Source organism: Halobacteriovorax sp. RT-2-6 (genome assembly GCF_047085025.1).
In the GTDB taxonomy this organism is placed as follows: Bacteria; Bdellovibrionota; Bacteriovoracia; order Bacteriovoracales; family Bacteriovoracaceae; genus Halobacteriovorax_A.
The window spans coordinates 1,261,483-1,281,823 of sequence record NZ_JBKIYH010000001.1 but is presented as its reverse complement, the minus strand read 5'-3'; the positions used below and the strand labels follow the sequence as shown (position 1 = coordinate 1,281,823).

At 36.0% G+C, this 20,341-nt stretch carries 20 protein-coding genes and 1 riboswitch; of the genes, 13 read left to right on the top strand and 7 right to left on the bottom strand.

Features of this window, described 5'->3' with window-relative positions:
* Window positions 1-164: 164 nt before the first annotated feature.
* The 5 genes from ACMAYS_RS06055 (at window position 165) to ACMAYS_RS06035 (ending at window position 4,693) form a co-directional block, all read left to right on the top strand.
* The gene (locus ACMAYS_RS06055; protein ID WP_392990962.1) at window positions 165-1,100 is read left to right on the top strand and encodes an LptA/OstA family protein; all 936 of its coding nucleotides are present in this window, start codon (window positions 165-167) and stop codon (window positions 1,098-1,100) included.
* Window positions 1,101-1,107: 7 nt separating this feature from the next.
* Window positions 1,108-1,842, top strand: coding sequence for an LPS export ABC transporter ATP-binding protein (lptB, locus tag ACMAYS_RS06050; protein WP_103216417.1), 735 nt, complete (start codon window positions 1,108-1,110; stop codon window positions 1,840-1,842).
* A gap of 49 nt (window positions 1,843-1,891) precedes the next feature.
* A complete protein-coding gene (gene rpoN, locus ACMAYS_RS06045) occupies window positions 1,892-3,343 on the top strand; it encodes an RNA polymerase factor sigma-54 (protein WP_103216418.1) in 1,452 nt (483 codons plus the stop codon).
* 69 nt (window positions 3,344-3,412) lie between these two features.
* A complete protein-coding gene (hpf, locus tag ACMAYS_RS06040) occupies window positions 3,413-3,778 on the top strand; it encodes a ribosome hibernation-promoting factor, HPF/YfiA family (RefSeq protein WP_392990965.1) in 366 nt (121 codons plus the stop codon).
* A gap of 114 nt (window positions 3,779-3,892) precedes the next feature.
* On the top strand, window positions 3,893-4,693 hold the full coding sequence (locus tag ACMAYS_RS06035) for a DUF2608 domain-containing protein (RefSeq protein WP_158246755.1): 801 nt from the start codon (window positions 3,893-3,895) through the stop codon (window positions 4,691-4,693).
* Window positions 4,694-4,726: 33 nt separating this feature from the next.
* Here ACMAYS_RS06035 and ACMAYS_RS06030 read toward each other — a convergent pair whose 3' ends face one another.
* The gene (locus tag ACMAYS_RS06030; RefSeq protein WP_392990967.1) at window positions 4,727-5,281 is read right to left on the bottom strand and encodes a hypothetical protein; all 555 of its coding nucleotides are present in this window, start codon (window positions 5,279-5,281) and stop codon (window positions 4,727-4,729) included.
* Window positions 5,282-5,361: 80 nt separating this feature from the next.
* A complete protein-coding gene (locus ACMAYS_RS06025) occupies window positions 5,362-6,189 on the bottom strand; it encodes a mechanosensitive ion channel domain-containing protein (RefSeq protein ID WP_103216422.1) in 828 nt (275 codons plus the stop codon).
* A 166-nt stretch (window positions 6,190-6,355) separates the two neighbouring features.
* Between ACMAYS_RS06025 and ACMAYS_RS06020 the strand changes: the two genes are divergently transcribed.
* Both ACMAYS_RS06020 and ACMAYS_RS06015 read left to right on the top strand, forming a co-directional pair.
* Window positions 6,356-7,972 carry an ABC-F family ATP-binding cassette domain-containing protein gene (locus ACMAYS_RS06020; protein ID WP_103216423.1) on the top strand — a complete coding sequence of 539 codons (1,617 nt, stop codon included), beginning with the start codon at window positions 6,356-6,358 and terminating at the stop codon, window positions 7,970-7,972.
* Entirely contained in the window at window positions 7,972-9,114 is a 1,143-nt protein-coding gene (locus ACMAYS_RS06015) for a cation:proton antiporter (RefSeq protein WP_103216424.1), read from the top strand. The genes ACMAYS_RS06020 and ACMAYS_RS06015 overlap by 1 nt, the downstream gene beginning before the upstream one ends.
* Here ACMAYS_RS06015 and ACMAYS_RS06010 read toward each other — a convergent pair.
* Both ACMAYS_RS06010 and ACMAYS_RS06005 read right to left on the bottom strand, forming a co-directional pair.
* Window positions 9,111-10,211 carry a porin gene (locus ACMAYS_RS06010; RefSeq protein ID WP_103216425.1) on the bottom strand — a complete coding sequence of 367 codons (1,101 nt, stop codon included), beginning with the start codon at window positions 10,209-10,211 and terminating at the stop codon, window positions 9,111-9,113. The genes ACMAYS_RS06015 and ACMAYS_RS06010 overlap by 4 nt on opposite strands.
* A gap of 85 nt (window positions 10,212-10,296) precedes the next feature.
* On the bottom strand, window positions 10,297-10,767 hold the full coding sequence (locus ACMAYS_RS06005; RefSeq protein ID WP_103216426.1) for an FKBP-type peptidyl-prolyl cis-trans isomerase: 471 nt from the start codon (window positions 10,765-10,767) through the stop codon (window positions 10,297-10,299).
* A gap of 84 nt (window positions 10,768-10,851) precedes the next feature.
* On the opposite strand from ACMAYS_RS06005, the gene ACMAYS_RS06000 reads away from it, so the two are divergent.
* The gene (locus ACMAYS_RS06000; protein WP_103216427.1) at window positions 10,852-13,005 is read left to right on the top strand and encodes a UvrD-helicase domain-containing protein; all 2,154 of its coding nucleotides are present in this window, start codon (window positions 10,852-10,854) and stop codon (window positions 13,003-13,005) included.
* Between the two features lie 21 nt (window positions 13,006-13,026).
* Complete coding sequence (locus ACMAYS_RS05995; protein ID WP_392990974.1) at window positions 13,027-14,181, top strand: MFS transporter; 1,155 nt, start codon at window positions 13,027-13,029, stop codon at window positions 14,179-14,181.
* On the opposite strand, the gene ACMAYS_RS05990 is transcribed toward ACMAYS_RS05995, so the two are convergent.
* The 3 genes from ACMAYS_RS05990 to ACMAYS_RS05980 all read right to left on the bottom strand — a co-directional run bounded on the left by ACMAYS_RS05990 (window position 14,163) and on the right by ACMAYS_RS05980 (window position 17,285).
* Window positions 14,163-15,938, bottom strand: a complete 1,776-nt coding sequence (locus ACMAYS_RS05990; protein WP_412462937.1) for a TonB-dependent receptor plug domain-containing protein — start codon at window positions 15,936-15,938, stop codon at window positions 14,163-14,165. The genes ACMAYS_RS05995 and ACMAYS_RS05990 overlap by 19 nt on opposite strands.
* Window positions 15,894-16,020, bottom strand: a riboswitch (adenosylcobalamin-variant (AdoCbl-variant) riboswitch). It overlaps the preceding gene by 45 nt.
* Before the next feature lie 71 nt (window positions 16,021-16,091).
* Window positions 16,092-16,598: a hypothetical protein gene (locus ACMAYS_RS05985; RefSeq protein WP_392990977.1), complete on the bottom strand. Its 507-nt coding sequence runs from the start codon at window positions 16,596-16,598 to the stop codon at window positions 16,092-16,094.
* Window positions 16,599-16,700: 102 nt separating this feature from the next.
* Window positions 16,701-17,285 carry a hypothetical protein gene (locus ACMAYS_RS05980; RefSeq protein ID WP_392990979.1) on the bottom strand — a complete coding sequence of 195 codons (585 nt, stop codon included), beginning with the start codon at window positions 17,283-17,285 and terminating at the stop codon, window positions 16,701-16,703.
* A 142-nt stretch (window positions 17,286-17,427) separates the two neighbouring features.
* Here ACMAYS_RS05980 and ACMAYS_RS05975 point away from each other — a divergent pair, with 142 nt between their 5' ends.
* The 4 genes from ACMAYS_RS05975 to ACMAYS_RS05960 all read left to right on the top strand — a co-directional run bounded on the left by ACMAYS_RS05975 (window position 17,428) and on the right by ACMAYS_RS05960 (window position 20,340).
* Window positions 17,428-17,754, top strand: coding sequence for a winged helix-turn-helix domain-containing protein (locus tag ACMAYS_RS05975; protein ID WP_158246756.1), 327 nt, complete (start codon window positions 17,428-17,430; stop codon window positions 17,752-17,754).
* A gap of 150 nt (window positions 17,755-17,904) precedes the next feature.
* Window positions 17,905-18,216 carry a winged helix-turn-helix domain-containing protein gene (locus tag ACMAYS_RS05970; RefSeq protein ID WP_158246757.1) on the top strand — a complete coding sequence of 104 codons (312 nt, stop codon included), beginning with the start codon at window positions 17,905-17,907 and terminating at the stop codon, window positions 18,214-18,216.
* A gap of 85 nt (window positions 18,217-18,301) precedes the next feature.
* Window positions 18,302-19,309: a putative zinc-binding metallopeptidase gene (locus tag ACMAYS_RS05965; RefSeq protein ID WP_412462936.1), complete on the top strand. Its 1,008-nt coding sequence runs from the start codon at window positions 18,302-18,304 to the stop codon at window positions 19,307-19,309.
* The gene (locus ACMAYS_RS05960) at window positions 19,306-20,340 is read left to right on the top strand and encodes an ATP-grasp domain-containing protein (RefSeq protein WP_412462935.1); all 1,035 of its coding nucleotides are present in this window, start codon (window positions 19,306-19,308) and stop codon (window positions 20,338-20,340) included. Before ACMAYS_RS05965 ends, ACMAYS_RS05960 begins: the two co-directional genes overlap by 4 nt.
* Window position 20,341 lies beyond the last annotated feature (1 nt).

Genomic DNA, 20,341 nt, shown 5'->3' with positions numbered 1-20,341 from the left:
ACACCACCAATGGAAAAGACTTCAATACTTACAATTGGCATGACGCACTTATTTGTCGTAAAATAGAAGGACGTAAATAGCTGATTATTTACATAAACTGAAGGAAGTTGTTTTTGCTAAGCGTTGGACAACGTTTGTCAATCTGGTTATTTCTTATTGGCATCATGACATCAACATTATTTGGACTCTTTAGCCGTTACGAAGACGAGGACTTAGAACAGTCGATGACGGATCTTTTGAACCAAGATATTTATTCGTATTTTAAAAATGTTAAGTACTTTAAAAAGACAGATAAAGATGCTCGCTATCACCTTGAAGCGGCAGAGGTTTCTCAAAATTTAACAACAGATGTTCTTATTCTAACAGAGCCTAATGGGGTTCTTATTAACGATCATCAAGCAGAGCCAATGTATTACGATGCTTACACTGGTGTCTTGAACGCGAAGGAAAAATATCTTTCTCTTAGAGGAAAGGTCGTTCTTAGAAATCGCAATATGAGTATTAAGTCAGAGAGTATGAATTATTCAGATAATTCTCAGGTTGTGAATTTCCGTGGCAAGACAGAATCGATTTCAAAAGATTTTGATTCGGCTTATGAAGTCGCGGTAAATGCAGATGAGCTAAGTTATAATCTTGTGACAGAAGTTGGAACTTATGACGGAAATGTTGAGGGAAGGGTTCAAAGAGTGAGGGCCTATGAGGACTCGGTTAAGTTTTTTGCAGACTCAATTATTGTTGATAAGAGCAATCGCAATGCCAACATGAGTGGAAATGTAAAATTTCAGAAATCTCAACTACTTGCAAGTGCCCGAAATGGCGAAATCTATCTAGATAACTACAATAAAAAACTCAAGTATTATGCACTATATGACGATGTGGTCATTGAGGAAACTGTTTCTCCTAAGGGACAAGTTCCTTTTAAAAGAAAGGCTTTTAGTGAGCGACTTGAGGGATATATGGCAGAGGATAAAATTGTTCTGCTTGGTCTCCCACGGGTTTATCAAAAGAAAGACGTTTTAAAAGGAAATACAATTGTTCTTAGGCGTGACATCGAGACCATAGAAGTTGATGATGCTAATACGAACTTTAAAATAAGGTAATAGCAGCATGGTTGAAGAAATCGCACAATTATCAGCTCATGGTTTAAAGAAAGTCTACGGCGGCAGAGAAGTCGTAAAAGGCGTTTCAATCGATGTTAAGCAAGGAGAAGTCGTAGGACTACTCGGCCCAAACGGTGCTGGTAAGACAACATCGTTTTATATGATGGTAGGGCTAGTTAAGGCAGATGAAGGAACAATAGATTTATCTGGCGAAGACTTAACAGAGCAACCAATTCATATTAGGGCATTAAAGGGAGTTGGTTATCTTCCACAAGAAGCCAGCATCTTTAGAGATTTAACAGTTGAGGCCAATATCTTCTCGGTACTAGAAAATCGAGAACTACCAAGGGCCAAGAAGAAGACACTTCTTGATAACTTGATAGCAGACTTTGGACTTGGACATATTAGAAAATCTCTTGGTTCAGCTCTTTCCGGTGGTGAAAGAAGAAGAGTTGAGATTGCACGAACTCTGGCACTTGAGCCTAAGTTTGTTCTTCTCGACGAGCCTTTTGCTGGAGTTGACCCGTTAGCAGTTAATGACATTCAAAGTGTTATTAACAGTCTAAAGAGAAGGAATATCGGTGTACTAATCACCGACCACAACGTGAGAGAAACATTAGGAGTAGTTGATCGCGCGTTTATTATGAGTAGTGGAGAATTACTTGTAAGTGGGACACCGGATGAAATTGTAAACAATGAAAGAGCAAGGAAGTTCTATCTTGGTGAAGAATTTAGAATGTAGCTAGACCAAGCAAATAAGCTGGTCTGGTTACTAAGAATAAGGAACCAATATGGCCACAAAACTTTCGCAGAATCTCAGTCAAACTCAGCAGCTCGTGATGACGCCGCAGCTTCAGCAGGCGATTAAATTACTGACATTAAGCCATTTAGAAATGACAGATGTCATCGCTAAGGAGATGGTAGAAAATCCAATGCTGGAAGAGTTTTCACCTGGTGAAAGTGATTACAAACTTGATAAATTAGAGAGTCAAACTAAAGAAGCCAAGGCCGACGATTTTAAAGAAGAGGCCATGATGAGTAGTGGCGATGATATGGATTGGCAAAAGTATGTCGATAGTTATAACTCGACGACATACGAGCCAAATATGGCCGCACCTTCTCTTAGTCCAGACGATATGCCTAATTATGAGAATATGGTTTCAAAGGGAGAGTCCCTTGCTGAACACCTTGAGTGGCAGCTTCGTATGGAAGCTTTAAACGATGTCGAAATTGATTTTGCCATTGAGGTTATTGGAAATATCAATGATGATGGCTATCTGTCATGTCCATTTGATGAGCTTATTGAAAAAACAAAATTAGAGCGTGAGCACTGTCTAGATATTTTAGAAATTGTTCAACGTCTTGATCCAGTTGGCTGTGGTGCTCAAGACCTTGTTGACTGTCTGCTAGCTCAAGCAAGAATTGCAGAAGAGCGTTCACCGCTTTTAGAGAAGCTAATTCGTTTTCATTTAACAAATCTAAAAAATAGAGATTATAAGAAAATCACTGCAGACACTGGAGTATCAGAAGAACAGATTATTGAAACTGCAAAACTGCTTCATAATTTTCACCCTAAACCAGGACGTCTTGTAGGTGGTGGAGACACTCATTACGTAACACCTGATGTATTTGTTGTTGAAGTAGGGGGAGAGTTCGTTGTTCAGGTTAATGACGATGGTGTACCAAGATTAAGAATTTCTAAAATGTATCAGGATATGCTTAATCAAGCAGAATCCCTGAAAAATAAAGAAGCTAAAGAATTCGTAGAAGAAAAACTTAAGTCGGCTTTATGGCTAATAAAGTCTATAAATAAGAGACAGCGTACAATTGATCAAGTGGCAAAATCAATTGTGAAAAAGCAGCAGCAATTTTTTAAGAAGGGGCCAAAACATTTAAAGCCTATGGTTCTAAAAGATGTTGCTAATGAGCTGGGAGTTCACGAGTCAACAGTGTCTCGTGCTACTTCAAATAAGTATATGCATACACCAATTGGCCTATTTGAATTGAAGTATTTTTTCAATGCGGGAATCGGTGGAGACAAAGGTGGAATCGACGTTGCAGGTGAAGTTCTAAAATTAAAAATTAAGGAACTTATCGACAATGAAAATGAGAAGAAACCTTTATCGGATCAAAAGATTGCCGACCTTTTGAGCCAAGAAGATGTGAAGGTTGCGAGACGTACAGTCGCTAAGTATAGAGAAATGCTTGGGATTTTGTCGTCGTCAAAAAGAAAAGTAAAATAGCTCGATATTTTGGAGAAACTGCCGATAGGTTTAGCCAAGATACTATACACATAGAGGAGAACGTATTTTATGAAAGTAACAGTAAGTTTTAGACACCTAGATCATACGCCAGCACTTGATGAGAGAATCCAAGAAAAGTCAGAAAAAATCGCAAAATACCTTGATGGAAATCTACATCTAAAATGGAGTTGTGAGGTTAGGGATGGTCGCGAACACTATGCCGAAGTCGAAGTAATTGGACCGAAGTTCGATTACCATGCGAAAGCTCACTCTGATAGCCTATATAAGACCATTGATCTTGTTGTTGCTAAGATTGAAAAACAGGTACAAAGAAAGAAAGAAAAAATGCTTAATAAGAAAAAGATGCCTCACAAAGACATGGAAATCCTCGAGCCAAACGATGCGTGGATGGACTATGATGATATGGCGTCTTAATCAGTCAATATAAACATACTTTCTGTATATTTTGCATATAAAGCCTTCCGTTATGGAAGGCTTTTATTTTGCCTCCTTTACTGGTATGCTTGCTGGTCAAGAAAAGGAGACATGATGAAATATATAATTTCTATTTTAATCGCTTTTAGCGCCCTATCTTATCAGGAGATAGCTTCTCACTCTGACTTTTATAAGAAGATTGTTGAGTATACTAAGAAGAATAAATTAAAAACAAGTGATGTTCTTGTTGTCTATGATATCGATAACACTCTTTTAAGGTTCAAAACAAGCTTTGGTAGTGATCAGTGGTATAACTGGCAGAAGGAACAAATTAACAATGGTTGTCCGGTTCATTGTATTGCCAAGTCAGTTAATGAAATGCTTGAGTACTCTTATAAAGCAACATTTATTTCTGATATGATTCTAGTTGAAAAAGAAATTCCAAGACTGATCGAAAAACTACAAGAGACAGGTTACGGAGTAACTTCTATCACTTCTAGAGGTCCTGTTAATTATCCTGCAACAGTTCGAGAAATGAATAAGAATGGAATTAATCTTAATAAAGTAAATGCCCCAAGACTTCCATTTATGACAAAGTTACAAGGAAGAGAAGTACGTTATGCTGATGGTATCTTTATGACTTCAGGACTTAATAAGGGCCAAATGCTTACTCACTTAATTAATCGTCCAGGGATTAACAAGAAGTATAAAGCAGTCTTCTTCTTAGATGATCGTCTAAAGCATATGAAGAGTATGGATAAAGAGTATAAGAATAATAAAGCGAATAAGCTTGCTGTCTTTGCCTATCGTCTAACGACAACTGATGCTATCGTAAAAGAGTTTAACGAATCAGATAAAAAACTTGAAATACGAATTGGTGAAGAATTTAAAAAATTAAATAAAGATTTAAATTAAAAAATAAAAAAGCCTTCGTAAGAAGGCTTTTTTTTAATATGAAGTTGTTGTGCAAACTGTATTCATTCCATGAGTTGTACATGTCGTTCTACCTGTACGATTCGTTCTAAAGCTACCATCCCAGCTATCTTGCTCATGTTGTCTAACCCTTAAGTAAGCCGATAGTGAATCTCTTTCTTGCTTAGAAAGATAGATGCTATCTCCATTTTCAATGGCATTAGCTAGCTCTTTAAAATCAACTCCAGCATCTTCTCTAATTGTTAGCATACGTTGACTAAGTTTTACTGGATAGCGCTTAGCTTCCCAATTTTCTTTGATATGAGTTTTTGATGCTTTCCTATATCTTTTACCATCGGATGCTTTAATCGAGAAAAGTCTGAATTTGAAAATAACACCATTCTCATTCTTCATTGTATTGTTAGATTGGTGCCAGTATCTAAGTCCATCACTTCCGATGATAAGCCCTTGGTCTTCATCAAAATATGAACCAGCTTGATCAAATGGGGCCAGCTCTGTAGGAGCTCCATTGGCCTGAATACACGTAATTGAGATTAGTGTGAATAAGAATATTCTTAAGATATTTTTCATAATTTCTCCCTACTGAAATTGTAGGGGTTAAATATCTTATATTGAAAGTCGCTGTCTAGAGACAGTTTGGCACCAGTCTCTTACTTATAAAATTCTCGCAAGAAATCTTTAAGAATCTTCTGTTCTACAGAGCCTTTCGTTCTTGCTGGAGCCGTTATTCTAACATTGAGTTCGATCTCATCTTTACTAGTAAAATTGATTTGAACACGTGGTTTTAGAATAGGTGTTTCTAAGTGAGACTTTGTGAATAGTTTGTTTAAAACAACTTGGGCCTGCTCAAAATATTCAGAACAATAGAATTCTGATTTCTCAAGAAGAATTCTCTCCGCTTTTTCCCAATCACAATCTGGAGAGAGAACAACTTTAAAAGTATGAAGAACAAAACTCTTTAAAAATGATTCATTCGTTACTCGATTTGTTAAGAATATTGAGTTTGGAATAATAACAGAGCGTCCTGTATAGTTGTGTGATGTTTTATTTGGTCCAACTTCTAATAGAGTTGTCGTGAATAGATCTCGGTCAATAACACTTCCGCGCTTGCCATCAATCTCAATAGTATCCCCAATAATAAATCCACCAGAAAACGTCTTATAGATACCACCCATAATATTAAGAGAGAGCTCTTTTGTGATGAGGACTATGGCAACCATTAGGGCGGCAAGTGAGAAGGCCAGGTTTTTCAACTCAGTTGAATAAATATAAAGAGTAATAAAGACGAAGATAATCGTTAACGAAATATTTGTGTTAACAACATAGCGTCTTTTCGTTTCAATATTTATGCTACTAGTCTTTTTCAAAATGAAAGAAAAGATATGGTTAGTTAAATAGAAAAGAATCAGTACTAATGTGACATAAACTGATTTTTTAATTTCACCTTGTGTATCAACGAATATATTTTCTAAAGTCATAGGCAAATTATAAGGCTAAATAGCTGATTTCCAAACGATTAAATGCGTTAAAAGTGTCGAATCTTAAAGACATATTTAGAAGTGCCATGCTAGACTGAACTTATTCGTATATTCAGATTAAATAGCAGCTAAATAAATATTAAAAGTTGAGTGGGATTTACAGCATATGTTAAATGTTTCCAATATTTCAAAAATCCAAAGTAGTGAAACCTTATATAGCGGTGGAAGCTTTCAAATAAATCCTGGCGAAAAGGTTGGGCTAGTTGGTCCAAACGGAGCTGGGAAAACAACTTTATTTCGTATGATTATTGGTGAGGAGAAACCTGATGAAGGCCAAATCTCTTTTCCTGATAAATTGCGTTGGGCCTATTTCTCTCAAAAAGTAGGGGAGATGGCAGGGCAGACGGCAAAAGAAGTCGTTATGTCTGGAGACGTAAAAGTTGCTGAGCTAGCACAACAGCTTAAAGAATTTGAAGACAAGTTAGCTGATTGTGCCAATATGAGTGACGATGAGATGAATGATGTCCTGATGAAAATGGGAGACGTTCAGTCAGAGTTTGAAAAGCGTGGTGGCTATGATCTTGAAACACGCGCTGAGGAAGTTCTAACAGGACTAGGGATTATGCCTGTTGATCATAATAAGATGATTGAAGACTTCTCTGGTGGATGGAAGATGCGTATTGCTCTTGCTCGTGTTCTTGTAATTAATCCTGAACTTATCCTAATGGATGAGCCTACCAACTACCTCGATATGGAATCGATTCTTTGGCTTGAAGACTGGCTAAAGAATTTTAAGGGCGGAATCTTTATGACGACCCACGATCGTGATTTCATGAATAATGTTTGTAATAAGATTGTGGAAATTGCTCATAAGAGAATTACGACTTATACAGGTAATTACGACTTCTACGAGAAAGAAAGAGACCTTCGTCGTGAACAATTAATTGCTCAAGCTTCTCGTCAAGCTGATATGCTAGCAAAAGAAGAAGAGTTCATTGCAAAATTTAAGGCACGTGCTTCACATGCTGCTCAAGTTCAATCTCGAGTGAAGAAGCTTGAAAAAATTGATCGTATTGAAGTTCCTGCTGAGGAAGAAACAATTAACTTTCAATTCCCAACGCCTCCAAGAGGTGGGGATGATGTTGTTATCATTAAAGATCTTTCAAAATCATGGCCACTGTCTGACGGAAGTGCGCATGAAGTCTTTCATGGACTATCAACAACAGTTAAAAGAACAAATAAAATCGCCGTAGTTGGTGTAAATGGTGCGGGTAAGTCAACGCTTTTAAAGTGTATTACTGCTCATACTGAACCAACTGCTGGAACAGTAGCGATTGGCCCTAGTATCAAGATCGGATACTTCTCTCAATACTCACTGGAAGTTCTAAATCCAGAATCAAGTGTTTTTGATGAAGTTAGAAAAGATCTACCAATGGCAAGTGATGGGTATGTTAGAAACCTACTTGCGGCCTTCTTATTTAGAGGCCAAGACGTTGATAAGAAAGTTAAGTACCTTTCAGGGGGAGAGAAGTCTCGTCTTGTTATGGCCGTACTACTTTCGCAAAATAATAATTTCTTAGTTCTAGATGAGCCGACAAACCACCTTGATATTAAATCAAGAGAGGTTCTACTGGATGCACTTAAACGTTATGAGGGAACGGTAATGTTTGTATCCCACGATAGACACTTTCTTAGTGAATTAGCTGAAAATGTTTACGAAGTGGATAAGGGGGAAGTACGCATCTTCCCGGGATCATACGTTGAATACATGGAGAGACAATAATGATTAACTTGCAGAATACGGAAGTACAGTACTTATTACTGTTTACAATTCTTCTCATTCTTCCAAAACTTTTACTTCGATTCCAAATCCCAATTGGTATCTCATCAATCTTCTTAGGGATTGCTGCTGGTCTTGGGCTTGGATGGTTTCAAAATGATGATCTACTACTAATGCTTTCTCGCTTGGGGATCACTTCTTTATTCTTATTCGCTGGTTTTGAAGTTGAATTTGAAGAACTGAAGCAGAATTGGAAAGAGCTCCTATCCGGGGTTACCCAGACTATCTCCATCACACTTATAGTTGCTTTTGGGATTCACTTCTTCTTTTCAATTAGTTTCCGTGCAGCAACTTTAATTGCACTTGGTATCATGACTCCTTCAACAGGCTTCATCTTAAACTCACTAAAGAATTATGGATTTAGTGAAGGGCAGGAGTACTGGATTAGATCAAAAGCAATTTCTAAGGAGATCTCTGCCATCTTACTGCTATTTATTACTCTTCAGTCGGAGAGCTTAGTTAACCTTGGTAGTTCTACCTTTATTTTAGTTGCCCTTAGTGTCTTTTTACCCCTTTCTTACAAATTATTTTTCAAATATATCGCTCCATATGCAAAGGATTCAGAAGTTGGTTTCTTAATTCTTACTGCACTTATTTGTGGTGTTATCACAAAGAAAATCGGAACTTACTATCTAGTAGGGGCATTCCTTGTTGGATTTATTGCTTCAGAATTTAAGCACTTTGGAAAATCTGAGAAGTCAGAAGAAATTTTAAAGAACCTACAGATGTTCTTTTCTTTCTTCATTCCATTCTACTTCTTTAAGGCCGGTGTAGGCTTTACTGAAGATCTATTTACAATGGATGGACTATATATTGGATTAGCTTTCTTAGGAATTTTCATTCCTCTAAGAATCTTCAACACATACTCAAATATGAAATTCTTTATGCAGGATTTCTGGCCAGACCGTAAAGAGATTACTGTTTCATTACTACCGACACTTATCTTTGGTTTAGTAATGGCCCAGATTGCTAAGGAGCGCTTTGAAGTTCCTTTAGAGATTATTTCAGGTCTTGTTATCTACACTCTTGTTTCAAGTGTAATACCGGCCTTTATGTTTAAAAAAGTTCCACCTGAAAATTATTAGAAATACATGGTTGCGCCTAAAATGAGCTGATTGTTCTTTGGGCGCATTCCACTGACATCGACACTATCATCAAATACATACTCAATACCTAATTCATACTGATCATTTGTATACATATATGATCCAAGAATTTTAGACATTTCATAATCATCCAGTCCATCGTCATCAGAAGTTTGCCAATTGTATCCAATCATTATCTGGTGAAATGGGTTGAAGCGCCAACCCATAATTGCCTCGACATTATCAGTTCTTACGAATCTGCCATCAATTAATTCGAGGTCTTTTGTGTCACCGTAGACTGCGGCGATAAAAAGGTTTTTAAAATAATAATTTGCTCCAACGGTAACTGAAAGTTTCGCAATTTCAACTCCATTATTATTTGAATTTAAATTAATCGCTGCAATTCCAACTTTGTAATTTTTTTTAACAATTCTTAGAGAGGCTGCAATTGAATGCTCAAGAGTGAGGACTGCATCGTCAATTCCATCGCCATCAGAATCGTATTCGGCCGTTTCATCTCCTGTAAACTTTGTTTGGGCCCCAAAATGTAGGTCACCAATTTTGTAGCGAAATTCCAAAAGATCTACACCACGAGAAGTTCCAATGACTTCACTATTAGCAGTAAAAGTAGAGGAGGCAAAGGCACCAGTGACCATAAAGATATCAGTCATTTCTGTTACGTCATACCAGACAGACCAGTTCTTTCCTATTGTGGCATTGAAATCTCCGTTTTCAATCCAAAGATAAGCTAGCCTAGTAGAAAAGGGCCGGTCGCTAGTATTGTCAACTTGAAAGCGTCCCGTGGTGTTGGGGATGCTTTGTATGCTCTGGCTCGTATTGCTGGTATTGATTCCAAACTCAGCACGAAGACCAGTGGTGAATTTCTCGATTAGGCCATCTCTCTTATATTTAAAACCAAATCGAGAAGAGTTATTATTTAATGATTGAGCTCCATCTTGACCAATGGCCGCCATGGATATTTTACCGTAGAGACTGAAGTCATCGCCGAGGTTCTTAGCTGTGATTGTACTTGAATAAAGAAATGAACTCGCGCATATAGAAAATGCGAGAGACCTTCTTAAATTATTAACCCACATAGAATCCTCACTCAAATCAATAATCGATAAATTAATTTTAGTAAGGTTCTATGCGATATTCTAACTTAAAAAAGGTAAAGATTGATTAGTGGCCACATCCACCTTGTCCATGAGCATGTCCATGAGCAAGTTCTGTTTCTGTTGCTTCTCTTACTTCAGTGATTTCAATATCAAAGTTTAGGTCTTCACCTGCAAGTGGGTGGTTACCATCTAAAGTAATTTCATCGCCTTCAATTGCAATAACTGCAAATGGAGGAAGTCCTTGGTCTTGGTTAACTTGGAATACGTCACCAATATTAAGTTGTGCATCCTCTGGGAATTGTGAGCGTTGCACAGTAATAACTAGTTCATCATTTATATTACCGTATGCGTCAGCAGCAGGTACATTGATAACTTTCTTATCACCAACATTCATTGCTACGATTTCTTTTTCAAGACCTGGGATGATCTGACCAACACCTTCTAAGAAAACTAGTGGACCATGTTCAGCAGAATTGTCTAAAACTTCGTTCTTTGAGTTCGTTAATGTGTAGTGAAATCCGATAACTTTTGGCATAATAGGGCCCTCTAATTGTTGATTATTAATATAAAAAATTAAAGGTCAACACTAACAAGCTAGATGATTAAAGGCAAATAAAGAATGAGTGAATTAGTAAATCAAGAATATATCCAAAAGATCAATGATTTCCTTGCGCAAACTGTTGATTTAATTAATAGAGTTCCAGATTTAAATGCTGCAGCATTAGCCGATATTGCAGCGAATATTAAGGCCCTTAGAGATGAATCTCTTAATTGTAAGGAAGATGACCTTCCTGGAATTATCCAGCAAATGAACCTTCTTAATCAACTAGCAGATCGTTATGAGCAACACCAGAGTTTACCTAATGCAGAGTCGCCGTTCTTTGGTCATTTTAAGATTGAACAAAATGGAAAGTTAAAAGACTTTCTTATTGGGCATACGCCTTTTTCACATAAAGAGTTAAAGTTTAAAATTATTGACTGGAAAAAGTCACCGATGGCGAGAATCTTCTATCAATTTGGTGAGGGGGATGATTTTGATTTCGACTTAGATGATCGAATTATTGAAGGGCATATATTAGAAAAATCAATCCTAACTGTTAGAGACAAGCAACTTGTGCGAATTGATCGAGAAGGAAACACAAATGTTCTAAGAGATAGAGAATGGATTTCTTTAAGTGAATCAACACAAAAACTTGCTGGTGGAGAAGGGAGTGCTAACCAGAGTCTTGGTAGTGGACGCACTGGATTTGATGGGCCAGAAGTTATTTCTCTACTTGATAAGACTCAGTACGACCTCGTTAATCAAAGTGCAAAAAAACCTCTTCTTATTACAGGTGGTGCTGGTAGTGGTAAGACGACAGTTGCTTTATATCGAATTGCAAAGCTTTGTCGTGAAGATGGAATTCGCCAAGAAGAAGTTATGGTAATCGTTCCAAATAACGGACTTGTGAAATTATCAAAGAAACTCTTAATTGAATCACAACTTGAAAAAGTACGTGTATCGACTCTTGATGATCTAATTAAAAAGATTGTCTTCCAAAATATGCGCTCGGTTCCTAAGAAGATCGAAGATAATCCTCTTGATTCAATCGTTACAATAAAAAGAAATCCAAAGCTACTAAAGCTTATTGATGAGTACTTAGCAGAAAAAGAATTAAGTATTGAAAAGAAGCTTAAAGGGACAGACCTTGAGTTTTTTACTAAAGATCGCACTCGTCCACTTTATGTTCGTGTTAAGAACCTTTATGAAAATACACGTGACTCTGTTTTAAAAGTTGAAGTGAAAAAGATTTTAAATGGCTTTAAAAATGTAAGAGAAGAATTACTTAATATCTTTTCTGATTCAAAGCGTATGGAGAGGCTACCTGAGATGACAAATCGTATGGTAACGACTCACATGTTAAATGATTTAAAATTTTATACGGCCAAACAAATTCAAGGACTAGATAAAGATTCGGATTATGCAAATCATGGACAAGATGTTTCAGGATTTGTTGATAAGTATGATCTTCCACTATTTAATTACTTAATTGTTAAGCAATTTGGTCACCTTCGCTACTTTGGACGTGAGTTTAAATCGTATCGCCATATCTTCTTAGACGAGGCACAAGAGCTTTCAAAATCAGAACTAATTATGCTTGGGCAAATTAAACATCAAGAAGGAAACTTCACGATTGCAGGAGATAGTGTTCAACAAATTGATAGCACTTTTGAATTCACTTCATGGCACGATGTTTGTCATACACTTGAGCTTGATGTGGATGATATGCAAGTTGAAGAACTTAATGTTTCATATCGTTCTCCAAAAGAAATTGTTTCTTTTGCACATAATGTTCTTGGGCCATTGGCTCCAAAAGAGCTTCCTGAATCGAAAAGAGATGGAGGACCGATCATTGAAACGTCTGTGCAGCACCTTGAGCATGCTTCAATGCTCATCAGTAGTGCACTTGTAGAACTAATGAACCGTGAACCGAAAGCTTCAATTGCTATTATTTGTTCGAAAGAAAGTATTGCAAGAGAGCTATACTCAGAGATTGAAGAAGTTGGAAGTATTAGACTTGTACTTGATGAGAACTTTTCGTTGAGACCAGGTGTAGATGTGACAACAGTTGAGCAAATTAGAGGTCTTGAGTTTGATTACGTTATTATTCCTGACTGTGATAAGGATGTTTATCCAGTTAATAATACTGCAAGAAAAAGACTGCACCTTGCTGCAACTAGAGCAATTCATCAGCTTTGGATTCTATTCAAAGATAAGTCACTAATTGCTTAATTGATTTAGAAGGAAGTTGATTTGAAAAATTTTGGTTATGTCTCTTTAGGATACTTATCACTTGTGGCCTTAAGCCTTATTGATAATGGACGCGGTAGTGTTTATCCTGAGCTTTTACAATATTTTCAAATCAGACCTGATAAAGGTTCATTGATATTCTCTTTGATGTCCATAACTTCTTTCATAGCATACCTTACTACTTCATTTTGGCTTCCGAGTTTTGGCCCTGTGAGAGCAACTCGAATGGCCATGGTTATGATGGGGATAGGAACGTTTGGAATTGGACTAGGTGGAGACTTTTTAAATTTTGACTTGAGTCTCTTCTTTGGTGCGTGGGCCGGATTCGGTTTCGGTATTACTGGTATCACCATGAATTTCATGGTTGATAATGGTGCACCTTCAGAACATAAAAGGCGCTACTTATCAGGACTTCACGGTGTCTACGGTGTAGCCTCTTTATTGGCCCCACAAATTCTTTCCCTATTTTATTTCTTAAATTCTGATTGGATTCACTTCTTTAAATTCTTATTAATACCATGTGCATTAGTATTTATTTATTCTTTCTTTATTGAAGACACTCATCATGACGAAATAAAAGAGAATGATGGTTCAATGCCAAATGCTTTTTTAATGAATTTGATGATTGGTTTATTTGCTGGTTTCTATGTTGCATCTGAAATCATGCTCTCTTCTCGATTGAAATTCTATCTTGTTGAAGCTCATAATTATTCAGATATTAACGCTAATAATTATCTGTCTTACTTCTTTTTATTTCTTATGTTAGGAAGGCTAGGCTTTGCCTTCTTAAATATTAAATTATCATCGAATAAGTTAATCTACATTTCATTATTAACAAGCTTGATATGTTTTAGTTTAGGACAATTTCACCATATCTTTTATCCAATGACGGCCTTGTTCATGTCTTTTTGTTTTCCTGTTATCGTTGATTGGGTTTCAAATAACTTTCCAAAAAAGAATCACGTGGTATTGGCCCAGACGATGAGTTATATCGGAGTAAGTATTGCTATTATGCACTTTGTTTTTGGTGTTATTGCTGACAATTTTGGTGCAAAGGATGCGATTAATTTCTTCTACTTTTTAAATATTGGATCAATAATATTCTTTACCATCGCTATTGCGATGGTAAAGAAATATCATCAGAAGTCGAGCTTGTAGCCCAGGAAATAACTACGTGCCATCGTTCCGTAGTAACGAATATTTTCATAATCCTTGTCGAGGATATTAATGATTTTGAAATTAAAGTTCTGATATTCATAGTTAAGATTTCCGATTACATAAGAAGGCATACTTCCAAAGTCTTCTCGTTTTCCTACATATTGCCACCAGTTTGTAATTCTTTGAGAATCGTTTATTCTGTATCCTAACTCTACACTTGCAAGTGCCTTTGGTGTTCTAGCAAGATCCAAATTAGTAACCTTATTTGTCGCTTTCTGAATTGTTAAAGAAGTTGCGAGTGTAAATGAGTTTTGAAACTCTTGATTAAAGTTAAATTCAATACCCTGAATCTCAGATTTTGCAATATTTAGATAACCCATATTGATTGCATCGTAGTCAATTTGGTTCTTTAAATCATAGTTGAATAGTGTAAGTTCAAGTTGATATGTGATTTTCTTATAAGTGAGCGTTAGTTCGCTATTAATACTGTCTGTTGGATCTAAATTTTCTAGTTGATTTGCTATCTGATAAAGAGTTGGAAGTTTATATCCACCAGAGAAATGACCCTTTAGAGAAAGTTCTCTTGTGAAGTTATAACCAAGGCCAATACTAGCGATAGTATTTAAATCAAAAGTTGAGAATTTATCAAAGCGTACACCTAGATCTGAAAACCAGTTCTTGTAAGCGTAATTGAAAGTTGTATAAACAGAGAAGAGCTCACTATAGTTTCCAAGTGTTAAGTCATCTTGTTTGAGATATTGGATACCGTAGAATGAATTTAAGCTCTTAGAGAATTCATAAGTGGCATCTAGCTTTACATCAGTTTCTTCACCGCGAAATAGTGGAGTGAAGCCTTGAGGATCCTCTCTTCTAATTGTCGAATACCTAATGCTTGGAGTAAGGCTGAATCTCTCATCTGAGCTATTATAGCGAAGCCCCAGATAGTTATTGTACTGCTTGTACTTATTTAGATCATTGTCTGCCACATCAATAGGGTTAAATGGTGGAACAAAATTGAAGCCATCAATTTCGATTTCTGAATCAATGAACTGACCTTGGTAGTTTAGTTCCATCTGATTACTTATTAGATAGCTCGTGTTTAATGAGAAGCTTAGGTTCTTATAAGAGTCATCTTCAGCATTTGTTAATCGATCTTCATTTACTGAAGAATATCCATCTGATTGAAGATATGAAAAATTAACACCGTAACTAAGCCTTTCCATGTGACCACTCGATTGGGCCGCAAGCTTTGCCGTATTATAACTTCCATACTCAGCTCTAACACTAGAGCTCTTTATACCTTTCTTTGTATTGATCTTTAAAACACCACCAATGGCATTTGATCCGTATAGAATTGACTGACTACCTTTTAGAATCTCAATACTCTCAATATTATCCAGATTAAGATGATTAATCTGATATGAATTATTGATATCAGTAGGATCAGTTAGTTCAATATTGTCGATGAGAACTTTTGAGAAACCGCTAGGCAGTCCACGTAGTCGAAGACTAGAAGCCGATCCAATTTGACCTGTCTGGCCAATAAAGATAGCTGCTTTACTTTGTAAGAGCTGTTGAAGTGTTGTGGCATCAGTGTTTTCAATTTCTTCACGAGTGATTACAGTGACAGCACTAGTTATTCTTTCTGAACTTGTGTCGAGCTTTGTGGCCTTAATTGTAATCTGTGCAATTGATGTTAATGGTAAGAATGCAGTGGCGTAATAAAGTAGTGTTTTTATGATCTTCCTCCGAGACATAATAAAATTGAAGGGCTCGGACTCTAACCGTTGCGGGACAGTCTCTGAATTTCACAGAGTTCACCTTTATCTTTATAAATTATTTAGGAAGATAGTTACAAGAAGCCCATTATCTGTCAATTAAACAGATAACGGGCCAACTCAATATTTGTTTTAAATATTATGATAATACTGAGAATCAACAACGTTCTGGTACACCTTTGGATCTTTCTCTTTTAAGTCAGATAGAATTATCATATCTGGTGCATCGAGATCATTCGTATGTGTATGAATCTGGTATTTAAATAGCCAATTAAATAATTTTCGATGTTCGCGGTAAACAATAAGTTCGCAAGCGATGAGAATAATCGGTGCAATTAAATATGAATTACAAAGAAAAAGCTCAAAGAATAAAATGTTAATTACTAATGGTGCAGCGATAACAGCTGTTAGCGGAACAAATAAGTTTAACAAGAACATTGTACCTAAGACAATCTCAAGTGTTTTAATCATGTAGTATAAATATCCGGTGTCTTGAAGCGAATTAATGAAAGCTAACGCTTCAGGTGTGTATTGAGATTCTGTAAGTAAGCCAAGTCCTGGAGTAACTCCTCCCAAAAGTAGGGTGGCACCCATAAGTATTCGCGCACCTACAAATAAGAATTTTCTTTTATTCTTCATATGACCTCCAAATATGATCACTAACGATTATATGACTGAAGGGGCAAGCAAGTATGATAGTAATGTTAAAGAAATTTCAAAGTCTCTGATGATACTTTGGCATTAGACATTTCTTATTTTACAAATAAAGTGGTTATCTTTTTCGATAATAATATTTTTAGAAAAAGGAATACGAATTCTCATGAGTGGATCAAAAATAACAAAGGTATCAATATCCATCTCATCAAAATTTATCTCAATGTCTTTAAGTTCTTTTCCTAGAAAACGTTGATGATCCTCTCTATCCACACTTGTTAAAATTGCTCGATTAATTTGATCTTCAAGAAGCTTTGTATAAGATATACCGAGTAATGGTGTATTTATTTTTAGATTTGCAATAATAGGATTTTTTGAAAATTTATCATTTCTTTGGCCACTATAAAAATTGTAACCCTGTTCACTCAATTTATTTAAGACCTTAGAACTTATTTCATCATTGTAGAGCCTGACAAGCTTAATGCCCATATACCTGGCCTGAAGAGATATAATTTCCTCTGGTATACCAGTATGGCCAACTTCATTACCTTCTTTTGAAAGTAGAGTAATGAGAACAATATCACTTTTACTTGTACCTTCTTTTATTAAAAGTTTTAAGCAGCTTAGTGAGCTAAGCCCTCCACTCCAAAAAAGTGCCTTCTTGTTTTCCATCAAACTCTCTTATCTTTTGATTAATAATATTTAATATAAATTAATAACTGAATATTCTTTACGTGTCTTTTTTTACCTCAAAAACATGGACTTGTTCAATGGAATAAAATTCTCTCAACTACAGTTTTAGAGGAGAATGAATATGCACGCTTATGACAATGACAAGGCTACGGGTGAAAAGCAACTTAGTTTTCGAAATTTAACTCTCGATCCACAAAATCGTTTTGCTCTTGTGGATGATCGCAAAATCGAATTAACAAAGACGGAATATAAAATTCTATATTTCTTATTAAGCGGCGGAAAAAGAATCTATCCGCGTGAGCAACTAGTTGAATATATTTGGGGTGATGTGGAAGTGGCAAATAAAACTGTCAATACTCACTTAACTCATCTTCGTCATAAAACAAAAGGCGTTGACTTTAGAATAAGAATTAATCGAAATAATCAAATCTGTTTGCACGATCTCTAAAGAATAAAGCGTCAAATGGCTAAAATTGTTAGCCTAAACAAACTTATTTTAATTAGTAGCGATAAGATTCGTAACTTGTTGATTTTACAGCTTGTGTAATATCTCACTTGCCCTTAAGGTAAATAAATGAGGGGGGAGGAGAAAAGAAATATGTCATTTGTTTTTCAAAATGAGTGGATCGGATTTCGTAATTTACGAATCAACACCAACACAAAGACAGTCTTTGTTGATGATGGAGAGGTTTCATTAACTAAGACAGAATTCAAAGTTTTAAATTTCTTAATTTCAAGTCAAAAGCGAATCTATACATTAGAAGAGCTAGTTCTTGGTACATGGGGCCCTGTTGTTGTTACAAACAAGACAATTAACACGCATTTATCCCATATTCGTGCAAAGATTAAAGGCGTTGATTTTAAAATAAAAATCAATCGCAACGGCCAAGTTTGTATTAACGACTTATGAACTGATAAATAATTCATAGGTCGCTAAAATCTCTTTAATTTCTTCTGGTTAGGGCTATAATCGCCACTACTTTGAAGAGATTAATATGATTAAATTGAATTTGGACCTCGCTTGTCGTGAAGACATTCTCAACGCTCAGTTGTGGGAGCTTGATATTTGCTTTGAAAAAAGTAAATTTGCTCCTTGTTTAGATCAACTTACTGGCGAGCTCTCGGCAAAGAAATTACTCGTAAAGCCAAAAGTTTGGCTAAGTGACGAGTGGTTTTGTCCAGATTCAATCTCTGGTATTGCCGTTCCTTTCACCCTCATGCATCCAAAACTAATTGAATTAGAAAAAGAATTTACAGGTGCTTGTGAGGGGGAGACTCATGACTGGTTCATGAAGCTTTTGAGACATGAATGTGGCCATGTCATGGATAATGCTTATTTTCTAAAAGACGACAAACAGAGAAAATCAATCTTTGGCGATCATGAAATCGCATATCCTTCTTTTTATGAACCCAAGAAGTTCTCAAAGAAGTTTGTGTACCATCTCGAAGACAACTATGCGCAAGCTCATCCAGAAGAAGATTTTGCTGAAACATTTTCAGTATGGCTAACTCCACGTTCTAATTGGAAACGAGTCTATGAAAATTGGCCTGCTCTTAAAAAATTAAAGTATGTTGATAATATGATGAAGGCCTTAAGTAATAAAAAGCCAAACGTCATTTGTTATAAAGAGATTGATAGTATTGAAGAAAGTGAATTAACAGTAAGAGAGTATCTTAAGCTTAAAAGAAAGAAATTACGTAAAAGCTCTCAAGCACGTCGTAGTATACATCATATTCAAAAGTACCTTATCCATAATGAAACGACAGGAATAGAGCTAGATAAAGTAATCGGTGGTTTAAGGAGAGAGCTCGTTAGGGATATATCCTTGCTGACAAAAGAATATCAATATAAAATAGAATCTGTTGTAAATGATTTGGAAAGTATCTCAAGTTCTAAAAAGCTTATGATTCCAAATAAGTATGGCCCTCAAATCATACAAAATATTGTGTTATCGCATGCTGATAAATACTTTAGAGAGGGGCGCGACAGGATAGTCATGTGAGCCAGAAAGAAAAAAGTCATAAAAGAAAGAAAAGAGTGTTAGTTCTTGTTCATTCTGATCTCATTCCTCCAGCTGATATATCTAAAGAAGATAAGAAAAAAGACGACTTTGAATTTAAACCGTGGATTACGGAATATAATGTTATTTCAACACTAAAAGAAATAGGTCATGAAGTTAATATCGTTGGTGTCTACTCTGATCTTATGCCATTAAGAGAGGCCATTGAAGAGTTTAGGCCACACGTTGTGTTTAATCTCTTAGAGGAATTTGATGGAAAAGTACTCTTTGATCAAAACGTTGTTTCTTACCTTGAATTACTGAAAGTTAAATATACAGGGGCCAATCCACGCGGGCTCATGATAGCAAGAGATAAGGCGTTGGCCAAAAAACTTCTTTCGTACCACAGGATTAAGACACCTGGGTTTCAGGTTTTCACAAGCCGCTCAAAAGCCAAAGTTACGAAAATATCGAAGAAATTAAAGTATCCATTAATTGTAAAATGCCTCTATCAAGATGCATCTCTTGGAATTAGTTCGGCATCTATAGTTAAATCTCCTGAAAAGGCAATTGAGCGCATTATTTATCTTATGGATAAATATGAGGAAGATGTAATTATTGAAGAATTTATCGAAGGTCGTGAGTTCTTCGTTGGAGTAATGGGAGCAAAAAGACTGAAGGTTCTTCCCATCTTAGAGCTTGCTTTTAATAATATCGATAATCCACTTGCTAAGCTTTACTCTGAAAAAGCTAAATGGAGTCTTAAATATAGGCAGGATAAAGGTATTGAGACTGGAAAAGCTAAGATAACAAAAGAGCTGGAAGATAAGATTATAAAAATTTGTAAAAGAACTTATAAAGTATTAGAGCTAACAGGTTATGCACGAATTGATTTGCGAGTATGTCCAGAAGGTATTCCTTATATAATTGAGGCCAACCCCAATCCAAATGTCGCAACAAAAGATGAATTTGCCATGGCCGCAAAATTAGCAGGAATGGATTATAAAAAATTAATTAATGAATTAATAAAGTAGG